20 protein-coding genes are annotated in these 19,926 nt (G+C 43.3%); 9 read left to right on the top strand and 11 right to left on the bottom strand.

Going from position 1 to position 19,926, the window contains the following annotated elements; all coding sequences use genetic code 11:
• Nucleotides 1–200: 200 nt before the first annotated feature.
• Nucleotides 201–437 carry a DUF4327 family protein gene (locus DP114_RS03740; protein ID WP_041040790.1) on the top strand — a complete coding sequence of 79 codons (237 nt, stop codon included), beginning with the start codon at nucleotides 201–203 and terminating at the stop codon, nucleotides 435–437.
• Between the two features lie 642 nt (nucleotides 438–1,079).
• Here the strand turns inward: DP114_RS03740 and DP114_RS03735 are convergent.
• From DP114_RS03735 to DP114_RS03725, 3 genes are all read right to left on the bottom strand, one after another.
• On the bottom strand, nucleotides 1,080–1,430 hold the full coding sequence (locus DP114_RS03735; RefSeq protein ID WP_169264910.1) for a hypothetical protein: 351 nt from the start codon (nucleotides 1,428–1,430) through the stop codon (nucleotides 1,080–1,082).
• A gap of 316 nt (nucleotides 1,431–1,746) precedes the next feature.
• Complete coding sequence (locus tag DP114_RS03730; RefSeq protein WP_169264911.1) at nucleotides 1,747–2,142, bottom strand: RidA family protein; 396 nt, start codon at nucleotides 2,140–2,142, stop codon at nucleotides 1,747–1,749.
• Nucleotides 2,143–2,182: 40 nt separating this feature from the next.
• A complete protein-coding gene (locus tag DP114_RS03725; RefSeq protein WP_169264912.1) occupies nucleotides 2,183–2,614 on the bottom strand; it encodes an NUDIX domain-containing protein in 432 nt (143 codons plus the stop codon).
• 280 nt (nucleotides 2,615–2,894) lie between these two features.
• On the opposite strand from DP114_RS03725, the gene malQ reads away from it, so the two are divergent.
• Nucleotides 2,895–4,403, top strand: a complete 1,509-nt coding sequence (gene malQ / locus DP114_RS03720; protein ID WP_169264913.1) for a 4-alpha-glucanotransferase — start codon at nucleotides 2,895–2,897, stop codon at nucleotides 4,401–4,403.
• Between the two features lie 57 nt (nucleotides 4,404–4,460).
• On the opposite strand, the gene DP114_RS03715 is transcribed toward malQ, so the two are convergent.
• Together DP114_RS03715 and DP114_RS03710 are read right to left on the bottom strand one after the other, a co-directional pair.
• Nucleotides 4,461–5,273, bottom strand: a complete 813-nt coding sequence (locus DP114_RS03715; protein WP_169264914.1) for a helix-turn-helix domain-containing protein — start codon at nucleotides 5,271–5,273, stop codon at nucleotides 4,461–4,463.
• 32 nt (nucleotides 5,274–5,305) lie between these two features.
• Nucleotides 5,306–6,064, bottom strand: a complete 759-nt coding sequence (locus tag DP114_RS03710; RefSeq protein ID WP_169264915.1) for a pseudouridine synthase — start codon at nucleotides 6,062–6,064, stop codon at nucleotides 5,306–5,308.
• A gap of 145 nt (nucleotides 6,065–6,209) precedes the next feature.
• Here DP114_RS03710 and DP114_RS03705 point away from each other — a divergent pair, with 145 nt between their 5' ends.
• Nucleotides 6,210–6,926, top strand: a complete 717-nt coding sequence (locus DP114_RS03705) for an LmeA family phospholipid-binding protein (RefSeq protein ID WP_171975480.1) — start codon at nucleotides 6,210–6,212, stop codon at nucleotides 6,924–6,926.
• A 223-nt stretch (nucleotides 6,927–7,149) separates the two neighbouring features.
• Here the strand turns inward: DP114_RS03705 and dps are convergent, their stop codons facing one another.
• Entirely contained in the window at nucleotides 7,150–7,698 is a 549-nt protein-coding gene (gene dps, locus DP114_RS03700) for a DNA starvation/stationary phase protection protein Dps (RefSeq protein ID WP_171975479.1), read from the bottom strand.
• A gap of 419 nt (nucleotides 7,699–8,117) precedes the next feature.
• Entirely contained in the window at nucleotides 8,118–9,014 is an 897-nt protein-coding gene (locus tag DP114_RS03695; RefSeq protein ID WP_171975478.1) for a helix-turn-helix domain-containing protein, read from the bottom strand.
• A gap of 1,274 nt (nucleotides 9,015–10,288) precedes the next feature.
• Here DP114_RS03695 and DP114_RS03690 point away from each other — a divergent pair.
• The 5 genes from DP114_RS03690 to DP114_RS03670 all read left to right on the top strand — a co-directional run bounded on the left by DP114_RS03690 (nucleotide 10,289) and on the right by DP114_RS03670 (nucleotide 14,248).
• Nucleotides 10,289–12,433 carry a type IV pilus secretin family protein gene (locus DP114_RS03690; protein ID WP_171975477.1) on the top strand — a complete coding sequence of 715 codons (2,145 nt, stop codon included), beginning with the start codon at nucleotides 10,289–10,291 and terminating at the stop codon, nucleotides 12,431–12,433.
• A 27-nt stretch (nucleotides 12,434–12,460) separates the two neighbouring features.
• Entirely contained in the window at nucleotides 12,461–12,805 is a 345-nt protein-coding gene (locus tag DP114_RS03685; RefSeq protein WP_171975476.1) for a hypothetical protein, read from the top strand.
• An 85-nt stretch (nucleotides 12,806–12,890) separates the two neighbouring features.
• Nucleotides 12,891–13,088 (top strand): hypothetical protein, encoded by a 198-nt coding sequence (locus DP114_RS03680; protein WP_169267752.1) that lies wholly within the window; start codon nucleotides 12,891–12,893, stop codon nucleotides 13,086–13,088.
• A gap of 55 nt (nucleotides 13,089–13,143) precedes the next feature.
• Nucleotides 13,144–13,833 (top strand): uracil-DNA glycosylase, encoded by a 690-nt coding sequence (locus tag DP114_RS03675; RefSeq protein ID WP_171975475.1) that lies wholly within the window; start codon nucleotides 13,144–13,146, stop codon nucleotides 13,831–13,833.
• Between the two features lie 160 nt (nucleotides 13,834–13,993).
• Nucleotides 13,994–14,248 carry a hypothetical protein gene (locus tag DP114_RS03670; RefSeq protein ID WP_169267750.1) on the top strand — a complete coding sequence of 85 codons (255 nt, stop codon included), beginning with the start codon at nucleotides 13,994–13,996 and terminating at the stop codon, nucleotides 14,246–14,248.
• On the opposite strand, the gene DP114_RS03665 is transcribed toward DP114_RS03670, so the two are convergent.
• Genes DP114_RS03665 through tyrS form a run of 3 tightly spaced genes read right to left on the bottom strand, consistent with a single transcriptional unit; the run spans nucleotide 14,173 to nucleotide 16,794 of the window.
• Nucleotides 14,173–14,895, bottom strand: coding sequence for a hypothetical protein (locus DP114_RS03665; RefSeq protein WP_171975474.1), 723 nt, complete (start codon nucleotides 14,893–14,895; stop codon nucleotides 14,173–14,175). The genes DP114_RS03670 and DP114_RS03665 overlap by 76 nt on opposite strands.
• Nucleotides 14,892–15,611 (bottom strand): orotidine-5'-phosphate decarboxylase, encoded by a 720-nt coding sequence (gene pyrF, locus DP114_RS03660; protein WP_171975473.1) that lies wholly within the window; start codon nucleotides 15,609–15,611, stop codon nucleotides 14,892–14,894. The genes DP114_RS03665 and pyrF overlap by 4 nt, the downstream gene beginning before the upstream one ends.
• 13 nt (nucleotides 15,612–15,624) lie before the next feature.
• A complete protein-coding gene (gene tyrS / locus DP114_RS03655; RefSeq protein WP_171978111.1) occupies nucleotides 15,625–16,794 on the bottom strand; it encodes a tyrosine--tRNA ligase in 1,170 nt (389 codons plus the stop codon).
• A 176-nt stretch (nucleotides 16,795–16,970) separates the two neighbouring features.
• On the opposite strand from tyrS, the gene DP114_RS03650 reads away from it, so the two are divergent.
• Entirely contained in the window at nucleotides 16,971–18,896 is a 1,926-nt protein-coding gene (locus DP114_RS03650) for a transglycosylase domain-containing protein (protein ID WP_169267756.1), read from the top strand.
• 525 nt (nucleotides 18,897–19,421) lie between these two features.
• Here DP114_RS03650 and DP114_RS03645 read toward each other — a convergent pair.
• Nucleotides 19,422–19,745: a DUF1825 family protein gene (locus DP114_RS03645; protein WP_169267757.1), complete on the bottom strand. Its 324-nt coding sequence runs from the start codon at nucleotides 19,743–19,745 to the stop codon at nucleotides 19,422–19,424.
• Between the last annotated feature and the right edge of the window lie 181 nt (nucleotides 19,746–19,926).

The raw sequence follows: 19,926 nt of genomic DNA, 5'->3' as shown, positions 1-19,926 counted from the left end.
CAATACAATTTAAGCAAATGTCATGACTCGTTGATTTTCGTAACATTTCTTCATATAATTTTAGGATGTATAGCGTCAAAATGAAAATAGTTCCGTATATAAAACTACAAAACCCCGACGACTAGTTTTTCATATCTATCAGCCTTTGTTCCTAAGGGATTTTGGGAAATCAATTAAGTGTTAAATTGTGAGCAAAAACCATGAGTGTGAATACGGTGCCTTCTATCAGTTACTATTCTCTAGATGTGATACAAGATGAAGCACGCCGACTGGTGCAAAAGGGCTTGGTAAGCAGACAGCAGCCGATTTATACCTTGTGCCAATACATCCCGGCTAGAGAGTGGGTATGTATTGAATGTGAATTAGAAAAGTGTGATTTCTTGCTGCGCGATCGCATTGCCGATCTGATTGGTCGGGAACAGTGGGAAAACGACTAATCAGTTTTTCATTTTTGATTCTGGAATGGGATATAGAAATTGATAAAAAGGGATTTAACCCTCAATTTGAAATGTAATCTCTGCTTTTTATGAACCTTTTCCAGTCCAAAATCTCAAATATCCCATCTTCCATCGATACAAAAGTGTTTTCTGGAGATTTTTAATCTACATCGGCTTTGCAACCACTTGTCAAAGTAGCCCTAGAAGTGTCGTTGCACTTTGGGTGTAGATATTTTAGGGTGTTAATGCCTTTAGACGTGTGAATTCCGGAGCAGTTCAATTTTATAAACTGCTCCGGAAATTTTGTATCTCTCTTAAGAAAGGGGTGTAAGGGTGTAAGGGTGTAGGGGAGCCACTGCCCTTCGGGTATCTCCTGCACCAAACGCTACTTTGTAAGTCCCAAAGGGACACGCTTACGCGTATCTCCTACGGAGACGCTGCGCGAACGCTCGATTCGTGCGCTTGCGCTTACGCAGTCGCCTAGGTATCTGGCGTGAAAAGAGTGTTTTTTCCATTAGTAGCCGGGGGTGCGCCGCCAGTTTAACTCTGAAGAAACACGCTTAACAGGGAACTCTTAACAGGGAGAGGAAGAATCAATCGACGTTAACTCTTATTTTTCCCGAATATCATTCGCACCTACCATTATCCGACTTGTTCGAGATACTGGTTGATATCTTCTATGACGCGCGTCAGTTCGGCTTCTGTTGTCAAGCGAATAGTTGCATCGCGGACGGTTAGCAGGACTTTGGCTGCAAAAGGAGTAGACCAGATATTGGGATTACAAAAAATTTCTAAAAATACCTCTCCCGTGTAACGATATTCCATTGGACGCTGGGGACTAGGTTTACCACCAGGAGTGGTTTTAGCAGCAACAGCTTTAAGGCTTTGCATCAATTGATCCAGCGCTGCTTTGAATTCTCGTGCTGCTTGAGGTGAAAAACTAAAAGAGACGGAACCTTCTACTAAGTTCAGTGTCAGACGATTTTCGGACATGAGTTACTGATAAAAACTTCTATAGCAATCGTAAATGATTCCTGAACACTCATTTGGGGAGATCAGGGAAGGAGAGTTCGTGCTTGAACAAACAGAGTGAACCTGATACGGATAGTATGCAATTTGATTTTCTATGCGTCTACTGTTTCTTGATAATATGCTTGATGAAAAATAGTAAAGTGCTTTTTTTTGCTTTCATGACAGTAAAAATACAAGGTTTAAAATCAAGAAAACAACAAACGAAAAATTACTAAGAGAACTTTCCAACGAAGAGTTACTCGAAGTATAGATAGATGAGCAACTCATTCGCCATAACTTAGCTTGAAATGACCGCAATACACTCTATCTCTACCAACACGTCCTTGGGTAAACGCGATACCTGTACACACGCACGCGCAGGCGCTGTCGCCTCATCAAAATACTTTGCATATACCGCATTTACCGCGGCAAAATCATTCATATCCGCCAAGAACACAGTTGTTTTCACCACATTCTCAAAACTCGCCCCAGCAGATGTGAGAATTGCTTCTAAATTTGCCATCACCTGTTGAGTCTGCCCAGTCACATCCCCTTCACCAACAATCTTTCCCGTACTGGGATCAAGAGAAATTTGCCCAGCGACAAAAATCATTTCACCAGACGCGACAATCGCTTGATTATACGGTCCCACAGGTGCAGGTGCCTTATCAGTACGAATAACCCTTCTACTCATTTCTCTTCTTCGCGCCCTTCGCGTCTTCGTGGTTTAACAGTTAATCCAACCTGGGACGTATCCCATAATGCCGATATCGCCAATAATCCCGCAAAATTCTATCATGGTCAAAGCATAAATTCACTGGCACACGCCAAGACTCAAAAATTCCCATAGCCTTAGCATCATCCCCTGCTTTGGGTTCACCTGTTGCAGTTGCCAAAAACACAACGCTGAGTGTGTGCTTGCGGGGATCGCGGCTGGGATCAGAATACACATGAAATTGTTCAACCAACTCCACCTGCAAGCTAGTTTCTTCCAAAGCCTCGCGCTGTGCAGCTATCTCAACAGATTCTCCGTAATCTACAAAACCACCGGGGATAGCCCAACCTAAAGGGGGATTATGTCGCTCAATTAACACTATTGGTCGATGAGGACGGTCAATCAATTCGATGATGATATCAACTGTTGGAGCAGGATTTCGGTAAGTCATGAGTTATTAGTCATTAATTGTTAGTCAAGAACTAGGAGTGTAGGGGATAAGGGTGTAAGGGATACAATTATTGAGGGCTTGTATCCGAGAGTTTTGGGGGCACTAGCTCCCCCATACCCTTAGTTTCGGTCATTTAACCAAAGGCAAAGGACAATCAATGTCAGGTTACTGGATGCATCCCCAGTTACTAGTTCTGTGATAGATTCAATGCGATGCTCCCAGAAGGAGCTGCCCAGAGGTAGCATCGTGCATTTGTTCGCTCATTAATAATAGGTTCAGTATGCCTTTTCCTAGATCCAGCGGTATTTTGCTACATCCCACTTCCTTTCCCAGCCGATTTGGCATTGGGGATTTAGGAATCCAAGCTTATGAGTTCATTGATTTTCTCAGAGAAAGCGGCCAACAATTTTGGCAAGTGCTACCTCTAGGACCAACTGGGTATGGTAACTCTCCTTACGCTTCTTATTCAGCAATGGCTGGAAATCCGCTGCTGATTAGTCCAGAAAAATTGGTAGAACTGGGTATGCTATCTGAGGAGGACTTTGCTAATTTACCAGTTTTTCAAGAATCTAAGGTAGATTACGACAAGGTCATACCCATTAAAATCGAACTGTTAAAAAAAGCCTGCGAGAATTTTAAAGATAGGGCAACACCCTTGCAGCAGAAGGAATTTGCTGGTTTTTGTGATAGCAAAGCCTATTGGCTAGAGGATTATGCCTTGTTTATGGCGCTCAAAGATTCCCATAATGGAACAAGTTGGCATACTTGGGACCGAGAACTTGCCAAGCGTCAACCGGAAGCAATAGAACAGGCACAACGGCAGTTGAGTACGGAAATTTTTTATTACAAGTTTACCCAATACGAATTTTTCCGCGAGTGGTCCCAACTCAAAACCTATGCCAATATGAGCGGTATTCAAATTATTGGCGATATTCCTATCTACGTAGCCCATGACAGTGCTGACGTGTGGTCCCATCCCCATATTTTTTGCTTGGACGAACAGACGGGAGAAGCAGCACTGATGGCGGGAGTTCCACCAGATTACTTCAGCGCCACTGGTCAATTATGGGGTAACCCCATTTATAACTGGGAGGGATTGAAAAACCAGGACTTTAGCTGGTGGATAGGACGCTTTGAGGCGATGCTGGATTATCTAGATGTAATCCGTATTGACCACTTCCGAGGATTTGAAGCTTACTGGGCTGTTAAAAAAGGGGAACAAACAGCCATGAATGGAGAATGGATCAAAGCCCCTGGAGAAGAATTGTTTGAGACAATTAAACAGCGATTAGGTAAGCTACCTGTGATGGCGGAGGACTTGGGAGTCATTACGCCAGAAGTAGAAGCGCTGCGAGATAAGTATGAATTTCCTGGAATGAAAATTTTGCAGTTTGGCTTTGGTTCTGACGCTGCTAACCCATTTTTACCTTTCAACTATTCACCCAATTGTATCGTTTACACCGGAACTCACGACAACGACACAACCGTAAACTGGTTCAATACAGCCTCAGAAGAGGAAAGGCAAAACTTGTTGCTTTTCTTGGGTTGTCAAAGTCCTGAAGGGATTCATTGGGATTTGATTCGACTTGCGATGACTTGTGTGGCGAATCAAGCAATTATTCCGTTACAGGATCTTTTGGGCTTAGGAGGTGAAGCGCGGATGAACTTCCCTAGTAAAGCCGAAGGTAACTGGGAGTGGTGCTATCAAGCGAATGCTTTGACTAAGGAATTAAGCGATCGCCTACAAAATCTCACTAAGTTATGTGGACGTGCGCCGCAACCTAAGTGAGGAGATAGCAAACCCAAGAGGGAGTGAAGGATATTTTCCCCCACTCTCTCCCTTTCCTTAAGATCTAGTATTAGCTGCGATCGTCACTTCTTTGACTGTACCCGGTTCTCCGAATTGCTTAGCTTGTTGCTTGTTAACACTCATCAACACGCTACCCGCATTACCTGCTTTAACAGTCAGTTGTCCCTGAGCCATCCAAGTACGTTGAGTCCCCTGTGGGAGTTCACCTTCGTACTGGAGTTTGCCATCGGCTACCACTTTTATCCAAGATGTCTGTTTCAATGTAACACCAATTTGCACCTGCTGCGGTTCTATGGCGTTGTCAGGTAATTTACTGACAGCTTGAACAAGTTGTACTTTTTGATTTTGGGTGGTTTGTTGTTGTGCTAGGGGCTGTGTTTGTTCTTTCTGGTTATTTTGGCTATAAGTTGCTTGTAATGTTGTTGCGTTGAGTAACTTAGACAAACCAGTGACGGAGCAAAAAATTAAAAATACGTATAGCACATAAAGATGGACAGGGCGTAATTGACTCCCTGATGTCCTTTTCCAACCTAAGTTTTGGCTGAACTGGTCTATATCTGTAGGAAAGGTAGTGGAAAACTCTGCGCCATTCAACCCTAGTGCATCAGCAAATTGCCGTATCAAACCCTGAGTGTAAATTGGCTCTGGGAGTTTAGTCAAATCACCTTGTTCTATCGCCTCTAATAGTCGTTGGGGAATTTTGGTCAAAAGCACCATTTCCTCTAGGGATAAACCCTGTCCCAAGCGTAACGCCAACAGTTGAGCACCCATTTGGGCGAGAATTTCGGCTCTTTGTTGCTCGAATGAAGGTATAGATTCATCCTTGTCTTTCTTTGTTTGCCACGTCATATACTGTTAAACTCCTTAACCACACTGAATCTTTAATAGGAAACTGCTGCAATTGCTTTTTTTAAAAAAAGAATTTCAAACTCCTCTAGATGGCGATACTCACCTTCACCTAAGTGACCTTTTCCAGGCGTTTGCAATTGAATAGAACCAATAGCAGTGCGATGTAGTTCAATAACTGGGTATCCCAATTGTTGAGCAACACGGCGAATCTGACGATTTCTCCCCTCCTTCAAAATAATTTCTAAGCAGCAAGAAGAAGCAAACTTTTCTATGATTCGTACTTGTGCTGGTCGCGTTCTTGTCTCATCCAAGACCACACCCTGACGCCACATCTGTAGAACTTCTTGTGGAGGATGTCCTTTGACCAAAACACGGTATGTCTTAGAAATACTATGACTAGGATGAGTTAGACCAAAAGTGAGGTCTCCATCGTTTGTAAGTATTAATGCTCCTGTAGAATCTATATCTAACCGACCTACTGGGTGAATACCTTGACCGGAACTTATTTGTTTAGGAAGTAAGTCTAATACAGTAGGTCTTCCATTTGGATCATCACAAGTAGTCAGCACCCCAAGTGGTTTGTGCAGTAACAGGTAAATGAAAGCTGGGCGCTGTAGGACAGACAGTTGCTTTCCATCAACCGTGATAGTATCTGTTTGAGGATCAGCCTTTTGACCCAAATGTGCCAATTCACCATTGATGAGCACGCGTGAGTGCCTGATCATCTCTTCAGCTTCACGACGTGAGGCTATACCCCATTGAGAAAGAATTTTTTGTAACCGTGCCTGCATGTGTAAATTACTGATGATCAATCAAAATGTTAATCAGCAAATAATATCTCTACATTTTGTCATGAGTTTCCCAAAACGCTACACTAACATACCGTAAAAATTCCTGGTATCTCTCTATTTGGATAATCATAAGCAAAATAGTTCAATGCAAGAGTCTCATTTACACTCGAAAAAATCACACAAGACACGTATTGTCACAAATGTGTTGACAGCAGCACTCAAGCTGTGGTTGAAAACTCAAGTGAGCCAAGTCTCTCAACTGGAAGTCGAAATCAAAGCCAGCGATCGCCAACTTCTGTCTGGTTGCATTCCTTGGGTATCTGTTTTTGCCAGTCATGCTGTATATCGAGGTCTCCATCTTACACAAATTCAACTAGTTGCAGAAAATATTCGTATCAATATTGGCTCAGTACTCAAAGGACAACCACTACGACTATTAGAAACAGTACCAGTAGTTGGCGAGCTGATCCAATCACAGGAGGATCTCAATGCGTCTGTGTCATCTACCTTGTTATCGACTGGTTTATATGAGGTTATGGTTGAACTTTTTCCAGAACACCAGTTTAAATCCAAGTCCATAACTTGGAAAAAAATTGACCTTGAGCAGAGTAAAGCAACACTCTTCGCTATTTTGGCAGACGAAGGCGAGCCTACTCATTTAGATATTAGTATGAGTCCGCAGCTAATTAGCACACAGGAATTGCTACTCTCATCAATCCAAGTCAAAAGCGATATAGGAGCCCTGCTTGAGCCTAGTCACAAAGAACTTTCTTTCAATCTGGGATCGGATGTTGATATCCAAGAGTTAACTCTTATCCCAGGAAAGTTAATATGTCGCGGAAGGATTAACGTCAACCCCTGATGATTAAAAATAAAAAATTAAATCAGTTAATCTTTATGTGTAATTATAGATTTAGCCACAACAATTAGCTAGAAAATTTTTGGTTAATCTGAGTACAGTTTTTTTCATTCCGTAGCAGCGTGGTTTCGGTTGGGATTAGCGGACCTTAACCAACAATCGCTACGAACTTGTGCCATTCTGTACTCAGTGATCAGCGCCCTGGAAATTTTTGAGAGTAGTTTCTTTAGTTATGAGAAGCTACTCGATGATCATCATCAAAGTATGAGTTCATCAGCTGTTCATCCAAAAACCACAAATGCTTGTCAATGACGCTAGAGATTTCGGCGTAGACGTACGCTGTCTCAGCATCCCCCAAAATAGCGGTGCGGTCAATATTCTCCCACAGCAAAGAGGCATAGATGGATAGACGCTCTGCTAGGGATGCTATGTGTTCTTGACTTTGTGTAAGATGAAAGGGGTATTCAGGTAAAACTGAATGTTTGACAGCAGATCGAGCTGTTCCTCTGGCTAAACCACCAAGAACTGTTATTCTCTGGGCAAGCATATCAATATACAACTCTAGTTCAATTGCAATTTCGTGAAATAATTCGTGTGAAGGATGAAAGTTCATGCTTTTCACATTCCAACGGGCTTGCCTGAACTGAGTCTTGAGATCAATAGTAGTTGCCAGCGTTTGGTTGAGGATGTCAATCAGTTGCGCTTGAACTTCTAAAGTTGTACTATGGCGAATAGTATCAGGGCGAGTACAGCGAAGCTTACAATTGTCGCTCATACGCTCTCCTTTATTTCTCCAGATAAGAAAAGGACGTAGTGGTAAAACGTCCAGTAAGCAGTTTTTTGCAAACGTCTCTTTGGAGATGCACCGCAACACTCATCACTCTGATTCGATTTCTCCCAATCCCTTGAATTTGGCAGGACTATCTGTGGGCACCACAACAAGAAATGCGGGGGATAAGGGAGGATTTTATCCCCCAGCCTCCAACTTTTATCGCAAGAGTTGTTAAATGAACAAACTTGCCGAATTTGAGTGGCAATAAATGAGTCCTGTGTTTCCAACGGGAGCTATTAGGAGAATCTTTTGGATCGAATACCACTAGTCGAGATTAATAGGGACATTGATGTTTATTTAAAGGTATATAAAATCCTGATTCCTGCTGTCTAGATGATTCTTGCTATTTTGTGATATTCTTGCTAACTTTTTGCACGAATTTCTTTGGGTGTTACTCCCATTACGCGCTTGAAGTGACGGGTGAATTGACTTTGGTCAGCAAAACCTACTTGTGACGCGACTTCAGAAATTTTTTGTTTATTCTGTAGCAGCAGCATCCTAGCACGCTCAATGCGGCAGTGCATCACATATTGGTAGGGAGAAAGCCCAGTAGACTGCTTGAACAAGCGGCAGAAGTGGTACTGACTTATACCTGCTTCTTTTGCCATGATGTCAAGGAGTAAATTATCTGCTAAATTGTCGATAATAAATTCAATGACTCGCTGTAGTTTATATTTCGGCAATCCTCCTTGATATTCTGGAAATTTGTGCTTAGCCGCAGAGTAATGCTGCAAGAGATGAGCTGATAGCGCAGTCGCCATTGATTCAGCATAAAGACGGCTAGGCGACCTATCTGATTCCAGTGCTGTCTTAAGGGCAAGCCCAATTTGATAAATTAAGGGATCAGGCTTGGAAAAGTGTGGTATAATCTCCACAACATCTTGATTCACTAAGTCACCAGCAATATTTGAGACAAACTCAGAATTTAAACATAAAGCAATAAATTCCGACTCTTGAGAAGAAGATACCTTGTGGATGGTTTGGGGAGGAATAATCGCCACATCGCCAGGGATAGGACTTTCAGTTTTGTGGCAATCACCAAGCGATCGCTCCAAATGTGATTGACTACGCACACGAATAGCAAGTGTATAATGGGATGCATAATGTTCAGGGCTTTCATACTCTGGTTGAAGGTGATACTCCAGATATAAGTTTTCCCATCTAGCATGGTGGCTAGATAACACAGGTCGTCTAGGAAGTATACGCCTGCGACCTTCTACTCTAGTTGCATCAATGGCTAAAGCTTTCTGTGTTGGCATTAATTTCACCTGATCTGTTGGGCTTTTGCTATTAATCGTGCTAAAAATGTGTTGGCTATAGCTTGTAAGCTGTGCCGCATTTGATTTGTATACGGCTATTGGCTAGACTTTTTGCAACGACTGGTTTTTTTCCTTGCACATTCTGAATTGATTAGTAACTTGGTGTTGGTAAATCTAACTTTTTGGGCAAGTCTTGAGTTAGCGTTACTCTCTACAAGAAATACGCTTAACAGGTGAGAGAAGCCCCTCCTGCATTGTGCTGCTCTGACTAATGACTCATAACAAGAAAATTAGCAGTTTAAATGTATGAGATCTGACAAACAAAATTGCAACCGTTTTCTTCTTAAACGCAAGATAACGGAAATATCTCCTTTGCTAATAAATTTGGCTCAAGGCTAGATACCGACAATATCTTGTTGCTTTTAGTAATGGTCATGATTACTATTGGCACAACATACGACTGCTGCTTTGGAATTCACGCATTCGCTGATCACTGTTCACGCAGGTTACCCGTTAGGTGCAGCCGTGCTGTAGGGATAGGGCATAGATTGGAGTCTCCTCCAAAGATGCTGCTTTGTATGCCTACGGCACGCCTTACGCAAGAGCGCATGATTGCGTGCGCTTTGCGCTTACGGAGATTTCCTCCGCAAGGGCAAACCTCTCTCAAAATTCAAAAAGCTTGTATTACAAGCTTTTCGTGGATTTTGAATAGTAGTTTTTTTTTGGCGATCTCTAGTAGGAAGAAATTAAAGTAATTGTTGCAAATACTAATTTAGCTATAAATTCCACATTCAGCACCTTGAACAAGAACACAGCATAATTACTTAGTTTTAGCTATTTGCATAGTAATAAATAATAATGCTATACTTAATTAAATGTTCTTTAAAATACACTTCATTAGTGAGTTGAGTATTTTAAGTAGTATCCTTGCATCTTTAAAAACAGTAAAAACCGATGGTGGCAGTTGAGGGTGCATTTATAGGGGATAAATATATTTACAAAATTTACAAATAGTAAAGATGAAAATTATGAGAGGCAGTATCTGCTGAGGGGACATACGAACGAGTGTTATGCAAGCTTGGGTTTTTTAGTGACTCTCAGGTAAAAAAACTGTTCATTTTGAACAATTATAAGGAAATATATCAACGTAGTTGTGTTGATTGTCGAGAAAGCTATGCTAAGAGCTTAGCTGCCAAAAGCTCAAATCGCTTTGATCCAAAGCACAGGACAAGCAAAGTTTTCTTGTTAGGTTTTTCAATTGTGAGGAATAAACTGTGAAACAGCTTCACGCTAGTGCTAGTAGTTTTGTATTAGGTGCAGCTGCAATGATTGTTTTGGCAGATCAACCAGTATGGGCACAGACTACTCAAATTACTGGAGTGCAGCTAAGTCCAGTTGATGCTGGAATTAACGTCATATTGAAAACTGCTTTGGCTTCGCGCCCACAAATTGTTACAACAAAAATTACGACAAAAAAAGGTAACGCTTTAGTCGTAGGTATTATTAACACTCAATTACGTTTACCAAAAGGAAATACTTTCCGTCAAGATAATCCAGCTTCCGGAATTGCTTCAGTGACAATTCATCAGCTTGATGCCAATAGCATTCAGGTGATAGTTACCGGAACCAGCAGCGCCCCCAACAGTGAACCCGTGGTGCGACAGCAGAATAACATTATTCTGGGCTTTACCTCAACACAGCCAAGACAGGCGAGGACGACTACGCCACAAACAGTACCAATACAAACTGCGTCCCCTGTTTCTCCCTCACCTCAACCTACGCAACCAGCAGCACCAGGTTTAGATACGAACCAAACTTCGCCTATCTTGCCAAAAGCGATCGCACCACCTGTAGGTGATATTGCTATCTCCAATCTCGATGCTTCTTTTAGCAACATTGACTTGGGAACTCAAGAACGGGTGTCTCGCTTGGTATTGCGAGAAGCCCCGGTACGTGAGGTTTTGTCACTGCTGACTCGTGCTGCTGGTCTTAACCTGGCTTTCACGGGAACACAGACATCAGAACAAGCTTCTTCTGGACAGCAAAGTACTACTAGGAGTGATGGACCAACAATCTCGCTGGATATAGAAAACGAGTCAGTTCAAGATGTTTTTAACTATGTCTTGCGTCTGAGTGGTCTTGAAGCAAACCGCAGAGGACGGACAATTTTTGTTGGAACGAAACTGCCTAATGCCGTTCGTGATGTAATTGTACGTAGTGTGCGACTCAATCAGGCAAAGGTGGACACAGCATTAAACTTTTTGGTTGGTTTAGGGGCAGAAAGTGCAGTCAGCCGCGAACGTCAAGTGACTAGTGTTAGTGCTGTACCTGTGGGTGGTACTGTCAACCCCCTCACCCAAAGTCAGACGACAACAGAAACCAAAATTGAACGTTTAAGTCTTGATGACTCCAAATATTCAACACCCTTACTCCGAGGTTTACAAGCACTAGGAGACGAACGCACTAATTCCATTACTTTAATTGGTTCTCCCAGGCAAGTTGAAATGGCGACATCTCAACTAACTCAGCTTGATATCCGCCGTCGGCAAGTTGTCGTTAACGTCAAAATTGTCGATGTTAATTTACTGAACACAAAAGACTTTAACACTAGCTTTTCGTTTGGCATTGGTAACAACTTCTTTACTAATGATGGCGGTGCAGCAGTTCTCAATTTTGGCGGTTCTAGACCAGCTACGAGTTCTGAAGTGAGTGGAAGTGTATCTAGTTCTCCAACAATCAAAAACCCATTGCCAGAAAATCCGCTTAAGTTTCCTAGACGTTTGCTTGTTAACTTACAAGCTCAAGTACAAAATGGTAACGCCAAGATTTTGACTGACCCCACCTTAATTGTTCAAGAAGGTCAAAGCGCAAGTATTAACCTGACTCAGGAAGTAGTAGGTAATATAAAAAGGCAAATCGTTCGCGATCAGAATTTTGCCACAGAAACAATTGCAGCGGATAAAGAACAAGTAGGTTTAACCCTGGCTGTTAAAATTGAACGGATTGATGACAATGGTTTTGTATCTCTCTCAGTAGCTCCCACTATTGCAGCTCCTCAGGCTCCAGCTGAAATTAACTTAGGTTCGAGTGGTAGCCAAAGAATATTTTTAGTTTCTAAGCGTGCTCTTAATTCTGGCTTAATTCGTCTGCGTGATGGTCAGACATTAATTCTCAGTGGTATTATTCAAGATTCAGAGCGAGTAAGTGTCTCTAAGGTTCCTATATTGGGTGATATTCCGCTTCTTGGTTCACTCTTTAGAAGAACAAACAAAACTAACGAACGTAATGAGGTGATTGTATTGCTAACGCCTCAGATTGTAGATGATTCAGAGCGCTCCTCTTTTGGCTATAATTACAGCCCTAGCCCTGAAGTGCGGCAAATGCTAGAACGTAGTGGTTTACAGCTGCCCAAGCGTTAAGGCTTTGAAAAAGTGGGAGTAGAACTTGTGAGCGACGGTGTACACACAAGTCATAGAATCATCCAAAAATCTGGGAAAACCTCACCCTGCCCTATCGGGCATCCCTCACGCCAGGTGCTACAACGGTCAAAGCTCGCCGGGGGAAGCTTCCCCCGGCAGACTTTGGGGGAACCCCAACGCCAGATGCCTGCGACGGGAAACCCGTCTTCAGCACTGGCTCCGCAACGCACTGGCTCTCCTTATCAAGGAGAGGGAAAGATTTTTGCGTCATTAAAAGCAAAGGTGGATGACATAGATGGAGAGTGTGTCACCTCTAGTAACTATAGAGGGAAAGATTTTTGCGTCATTAAAAGCAAAGGTGGTGAGGTTTAATATTTTATTTGAGATACTTACTTATTTCTCGTAAAAATACAACCATTACGAGCGATAATAGTATATAGAGGTAAAAGTACTTGAAATGTTGTTAACCACTTCTGCTTGTTGTGCTGTTAGTCTGATTCAACAACAAGAGCAAAACAATTATAACCATAAAACGCAGTCTGGACAAATGCAATGTATTGATACTCCACTTGACAACTGCAAGAGTATGTCTAAAAATTGCACTGTTGTGGAAAATGGTCGTGTCGTTGTTAAACCAGCACAAATACAATTGTAATACCAATTCTTAATTCAATCCGCTGCCCTGACATTCTTGGTGATAAAACCCACACATGAGTAACGAACAACAACTCAGTCTCTTCGAGGATTCAAGTATTGACTCGAATGACCAAAAAGAGCTGATTCCTAAAGACGCGAAAATTCCCATTCCGACTGGAACCTATGCCAATATGACGGAATTGGCACAGCATTGCAACCAGTGTCACCGTTGTGGATTGGGAAAGACACGTACTCATGCTGTTGTTGGAAGGGGTAATCTTAAAGCACCAATTATGGTTGTGGGGGAAGCACCAGGTCAAACTGAAGATGAAACTGGCTTACCCTTTGTTGGCAAAGCAGGACAGCTGTTAGAGAAAATTTTGGCATCAGTAAAATTAGACACTGAAACTGACGTTTATATCTGTAATATCAACAAGTGTAGACCTCCTGATAACCGAGTTCCTACCATTGAAGAAATGGACGCTTGCAAGCCTTATTTATTGGAACAAATTCGCCTGGTTGATCCAAAAATTATTCTTTTTGTAGGTGCAACGGCTGTTAAAGGGTTAACTGGTGATAAGCGCGCAATTTCCAAAATTCGTGGAGAGTGGATGGAGTGGGATGGGCGTTTGTGTATGCCAATTTTTCACCCGTCTTATTTGCTACGTAACCAATCCCGTGAAGTCGGCAAGCCTAAGTGGTTAACGTGGCAGGATATACAAGCAGTGCGTGCTAAGTTTGATGAAATCCATAAAAACCAGTAGCTGGTAAGTATTTGGTGTTTGAGCAAAAGTTTGGCAGAAAATCCGGAATGCTGTCGCTTCAATTGGTAGCTAAATAACCATCCTCCATCTATCAGGTATTCCCCAATCTGGCGCAGATGGTTGAGCATACAGTCACGCACTATTGCAAAGGAGAAGGCTTATGTTGAAATGGTTATTCATGGAAGATGATGAAAGCATTAAGAAACGCAAAACCCATAAGCGTTCTAGTGGTAGCAGCGACAGCAGTGGGTACACTGGCGATGCTGGAGGACATGACGGTGCTAGCAGCGACAGTGGTTGGTTCGGTGGCGACGCTGGGGGACATGACAGCGGTAGCAACTATGACTCTGGTGGCGGTTGCGACAGTGGAGGCGGTGATGGCGGTGGCGGCGGTTGTGATGGTGGCGGCTTTTGAGACGAACCTTTCAAACTCCGAGAACGCACACGCACACTTCCGGCTTGACAATCTCGTAACCAAGCAACAACTGCTTGAGCAACGACACCATCACTACTATCTCGCGGCGGTGTCGGTGGCTGATTCTTGGGAAACGAACCAATTTGGGAAAACATCATCACAAAACGCCAATCACTTTTTGTTTTTGTGAGAAACAGCCAGTGGAATTCCTGTAATTGAACTGGTTTGCCTGCAGTATATTGTCGCTCTAAAGTCGTAAAAAAAACTTGCTCTACTTTTTCGGAAGCAGTTTTTACTGAATCTGCCGTGTATCCACTAGGATCAAGAGGTAGCGGTGTAAACTCAGGTCTTCCCGCCACTACCATATAACTATAAACGTCAGTTGCCCTGCTCAAGCGACGGGCGCGTTGACTTGCTCTATTCGCATAATTTGGTAAATCTTGCAAGAGTTGAGTCGTTAGTGTTTCTAGATTTTGGTTTGAGCAAGAAAACCTATTAGGATCAATCGGTTTCCCCTCCGATTGGGTGGAGGGGTTGGGAGTGATTTTTTTAGCTTGTACTGGGGTATCTAGAGCATTTGATAATAGCCAGAAGACACAACAAAGAAGCCACAAGCTTTTATTTTTGTTTTTCACTCCTGAGTTCATGTCACCGCCACTAATTCCTCACAAATCCTTTTCCAAGCTAACTCTGGATCAGCCGCTGCGGTGATAGGACGCCCAATGACGAGGTAATTTGCTCCTGCAGCCAAAGCTTGTGCAGGAGTGAGCGATCGCGCCTGATCACCTTTTTGCGCCCAAGTTGGACGTACCCCCGGACAAACCAGCAAAAAATCATCTCCACAACTTTGTCGCAGTTGCGCCACCTCAACAGGAGAGCAAACAGCCCCATCTAAACCCATCTCTTGAGCCATTAGAGCCATCTCCAAAGTATATTCTGGTAATTCTAGAGGTATTTTCAACTCAAACGCCAACTGTCTGGAAGAAAGACTCGTCAACAGCGTAATCGCAATTAACTTAGGCGGTTTCACACCCGCATCTGCTGCTCCTGCTTGTACCGCTTCAGCTGCTGCTTTCAAAGCTTCTTTACCACACGTAGCATGAAGTGTCAATAAATCAACGCCATAACGAGCAGCCGCACGACAAGCACCAGCGACAGTGTTGGGGATATCGTGAAACTTCAAATCCAAGAAAATACGTTTCTGCCGAGATTTTAGCACCTCCAGAATTTTTGGTCCTGTGCTTGTAAATAACTCCAAGCCCACCTTAAAGAAAGTGACTGACTCAAGCTGTTCGATAAGGGCGATCGCCGCTTGTTCATCCGCTACATCCAGAGGTAGGATTATTTGCTCTTGGGCGTTCATCAGCTTTTCTCCTCTACGGTATCAGTCGGACAAACTTGTTTTTTCCCAGCTGCAAAACACGTCCTTGCAATTCACTCTTGTCAGTGAAAGTGGTTTCAATATCGGTGATGCGATCGCCATCTAAGCGCACCCCACCTTCTTGAATTTTGCGTTTACCTTCCCCGCCACTTTTGCACAAGCCACTGACATTCAGCAGGTATGACAGCTTTGCTGGAAACTGCACATCAGCGAGGGAAAACTCTGGGACGTCACCCGCCTCAATCTCCTTGATAGCTTGTTCACCGTGATATTGTCTCACAATTTCTTGTGCTAGGAGTTTTTGGCGATCGCGTGGATTTTCCGGTAGCTGCTCCAATGACAAATCCGTAAGTAGTGTAAAATAATCTTTCAGCAGATTGTCAGGAACTTGTTGCAGCTTTTGGTACTTTTGAGTTTGGTGTTCTAACAAACCCACATAATTACCTAAAGACTTAGACATTTTTTGTACACCATCTAAGCCAATTAAAATTGGCAGCAGTACTCCGTACTGTGGTTTTTGCCCAAAATGGCGTTGTAAATCCCGCCCGACAGCAAGATTAAATTTTTGGTCTGTCCCTCCTAATTCCACATCTGCCTCAATAGCAACAGAATCATAGCCCTGCATCAGGGGGTACAGGAACTCATGAAGGAAAATAGGATTCTCTTTTTTATAGCGCTCAGCAAAACCCTCCTTAGCGAGCATCTGCCCTACTGTCATTGTCGAGAGTAACTCCAAAATTTTGCCCAGGTTCAACTTGGAGAGCCATTCTGAGTTGTAACGTATCTCCAACCTGCCTGGTGTATCAAAATCTAAAATAGGTCGCACCTGCTCAAGGTAAGTCTGGGCGTTTCGCGCCACATCTTCTTCCGTAAGTTGGCGACGTACCTCAGATTTTCCTGTCGGATCACCAATGCGAGCAGTAAAATCGCCAATAATCAGTACTGCCGTATGACCAGCATCTTGAAACGCTCGTAGTTTTCGTACTGGTATACTGTGACCGAGATGAATATCGCTACCCGTTGGATCAATTCCCAATTTCACCCTTAGAGGTCGCTCAGTTGTTGCTAAACGCTTTTCTAAACTTTCAACGTGAGTATCAGAATCAGTCGGTTGTGGGAAAATTTCAACAATACCACGACGCAGCCAAGAAAAATCCTGCGTCATACTACTAGGAGATTGACTGTTAACTATGCTTTGCACTATCAAAGTAGGATTGGTTATGGTCACTGACAATTTGTATGACTTTCGTTTGCCAAACTAATATCATTGCAAAAAATTAACCGCCTTGCTTGATCCAAGACATTACACTATATATTTACTAGTGAGGAAGTAAAACCACCGTGTCGTCAAGGACTTTTGAAGATAAGCAGCCACAACCTCGAGCGTCTGGCTCAGGTTTTGAGTTTCTTAAAGGAGTCGGCCAGGTAGCTGGCGGTACTCTACTTTCCGCCACGATGCTGACAAGTTCTATTGTAGCGGGAGGACTCGTTGGCTTAGCGGTGAGTTTCCGCAACTTGCCAGATGTAAGACAGTTACGCAGCTTCTTGCCATCAGAAACAACTTATATCTATGACATCAAAGGTAAACTGTTAACGAGTATTCACGGAGAAGCCAACCGTGAAGTAATGCCATTAGATAGAATTTCTCCAGATCTCAAGCGAGCAGTATTAGCGAGTGAAGATAGCGACTTCTACTATCACCACGGAATTAATCCCAAAGGCGTTGGACGTGCAGTAGTCACCAACTGGTCAGCAGGCGGCGTGCGAGAGGGTGGTTCAACCATCTCCATGCAGTTAGTGAAAAACTTATTCTTGTCTCACAAGCGTGCCTTTACCCGTAAAATAGCCGAGGCAGTACTGGCAATTCGCTTGGAGCAAATTCTTACCAAAGACCAAATTTTAGAAATGTACCTCAACCAAGTTTATTGGGGTCATAACAACTATGGTGTACAAACAGCAGCACGCAGTTACTTTAACAAGTCAGCAGAAAATTTAAACTTGGCTGAGTCAGCGATGATGGCTGGTTTAATCCAAGCGCCGGAAGACTATAGCCCCTTCATTCACATGAATAAGGCAAAAGAGCAGCAGAAAATAGTTTTAGGTCGAATGAAGGAATTGGGCTGGATTACACAGGAAGAGTACGATAAAGCCCTCAAACAACCAATCAAACTCGGTAAAATTAAGTCTTTCCAAGGAAGCGCCTTGCCTTACGTGACAAACGCTGTAGCGCACGAAATCGCCAAAAAGTTTGGTCGTGAGGCGCTGCTTAAGGGTGGAATGCGAATTCAAACCACGGTTGATACCAAGTTCCAAAACATGGCGGAGGAGACTGTCAAAAATTGGCATGATATTTTGAGGGGGCAAGGGTTATCTAGAAACCAAATTGCTCTGGTTGCCATTGATCCCCGTACACATTTTGTCAAAGCTCTGGTAGGTGGCGTAGATTCTAAAACCAGTGAGTTTAACCGTGCAACTCAAGCTTTACGGCAACCTGGCTCTGCTTTTAAACCGTTTGTTTACTACACTGCCTTTGCAACTGGTAGGTACGGTCCAGAGACAACAGTCTACGATACCCCTGTGGGTTATCGAGATGGTGACGGATGGTACTACCCACGCAACTACGATGGTGGGTATGGGGGAGCAATGTCAATCCGCTATGCGTTGATGCAATCTCGTAACGTTCCCGTCATTAAGCTTGGTAAAGCTGTGGGAATGAATAAGGTTGTCGAAACCTGCCGCACCTTAGGTATTATGAGTCCCATGGAACCAGTCACTTCTCTGCCATTGGGTGCTATTGGTGTCACGCCGTTGGAGATGGCAGGTGCTTATGCTACCTTTGCCAACTATGGCTGGCAGTCTCCAACGACAATTATTGCCCGTGTGACAGATAGTGGTGGTAACATATTACTTGACAACACCCCTAAACCCGTACAAGCTCTCGATCCGTGGGCATCAGCAGCAACTATTGATATCATGCGCGCTGTCATTAATGGAGGCACTGGTAAACATGCTGCAATAGATCGCCCAGCAGCTGGTAAGACAGGAACAACTTCCTCTGAGAAAGATATTTGGTTTGTCGGAACCGTACCTCAATTAACAACTGCTGTTTGGGTTGGTCGAGATGATAACAGAAGTTTAGCTAGTGGTGCGACGGGCGGGACTATGGTTGCTCCAATTTGGCGCAATTTTATGATGAAGGCGCTTAAGGATGTACCTGTGGAGCAATTCAAGTCGCCTTACCAGTTTCCTCGACCTAAATCAAATTAAAGTTAAGAAAGTTAACATAGTTAACATTGAGGAGTTTGGTGTCAATTCCAAACTCTTCATTTTTGCTTTCAATAAAACATGCTTAACAGGCAACGCCTAAAGCGTCAGCGGCTCGACTGAGCGGAAGCTTTAGGCGTCGTTCGCGTAGCGTCTCCGTTCGGCCTCAAGCCGTGCCCGTATGCGCAAAGCGCACGCCCAGAGGGCGAACGCGCAGCGTGTCCCTTTGGGACTCAGGGCTCAGGAGATAGCTTCGCCGAACGTCCGAACGGGAGCAGGGGAGAATCAATGACATCAGTAATATGACATGCAAAAAGGGGATATTCAGAGAAAAATATTACACTGCTATAACAAAATGGTACTCGCTACCAAACTCAACGAAAAGTAGCCCAAAGTGAACGGCAACAGCGTTAACAAATTGCAGCTAAGTTGAGAGAACTGGGAATTACCCTAATCGATATTAAAAACTTCAGTGAGGTATTTGCTCACGGCAATGAGGGCAGGCTTTCCACACGATCGCACGAAGTTTTATGATTGTTGTTCTAGTTCCTTTTTCATCCGCTGTAGAGTGAGATCCATTTGGTCAAACATTTGTTGCGGAGTTACACCAAACTGACTTAACTGTGTCTTAAGTTGCTCTACAGTCATTTGTGCCATGAAATCTTCTGATAGCTCAAAACGCTTCATAAAAACCCGATAGCGATCCATCATGGCTTCCATCTGCTCAATAAACAGCTTTTTGCCATCGCGGTCAAATTTGCCATAGTTACCGCCAAGTTTGATAAGTGCTTGATAGTCTTCAAACAGTTGCTTGGCTTCTTGCTGAATTATGTCAGAATCAAAAAATCCCATCTTGATTACACCCCACTGAGTGTTCAGACTCAGTAGCTCTCTAAATTGATGCCCTTTGCTTATTATAGTTTAGGGACATAATCTAGAAAAGAAACTTCGGTTTGAGTACGGTTTGTTACCGCAATTTCAACACTTGACTTGCGCAACTTAAAATTGAAAACTCCAAGTTCATACAAGGTAA

The organism is Brasilonema sennae CENA114 (genome assembly GCF_006968745.1).
GTDB lineage: Bacteria > Cyanobacteriota > Cyanobacteriia > Cyanobacteriales > Nostocaceae > Brasilonema > Brasilonema sennae.
Note: the sequence above shows the minus strand (reverse complement) of the source record. Positions and strands in the feature narration are given on the sequence as shown.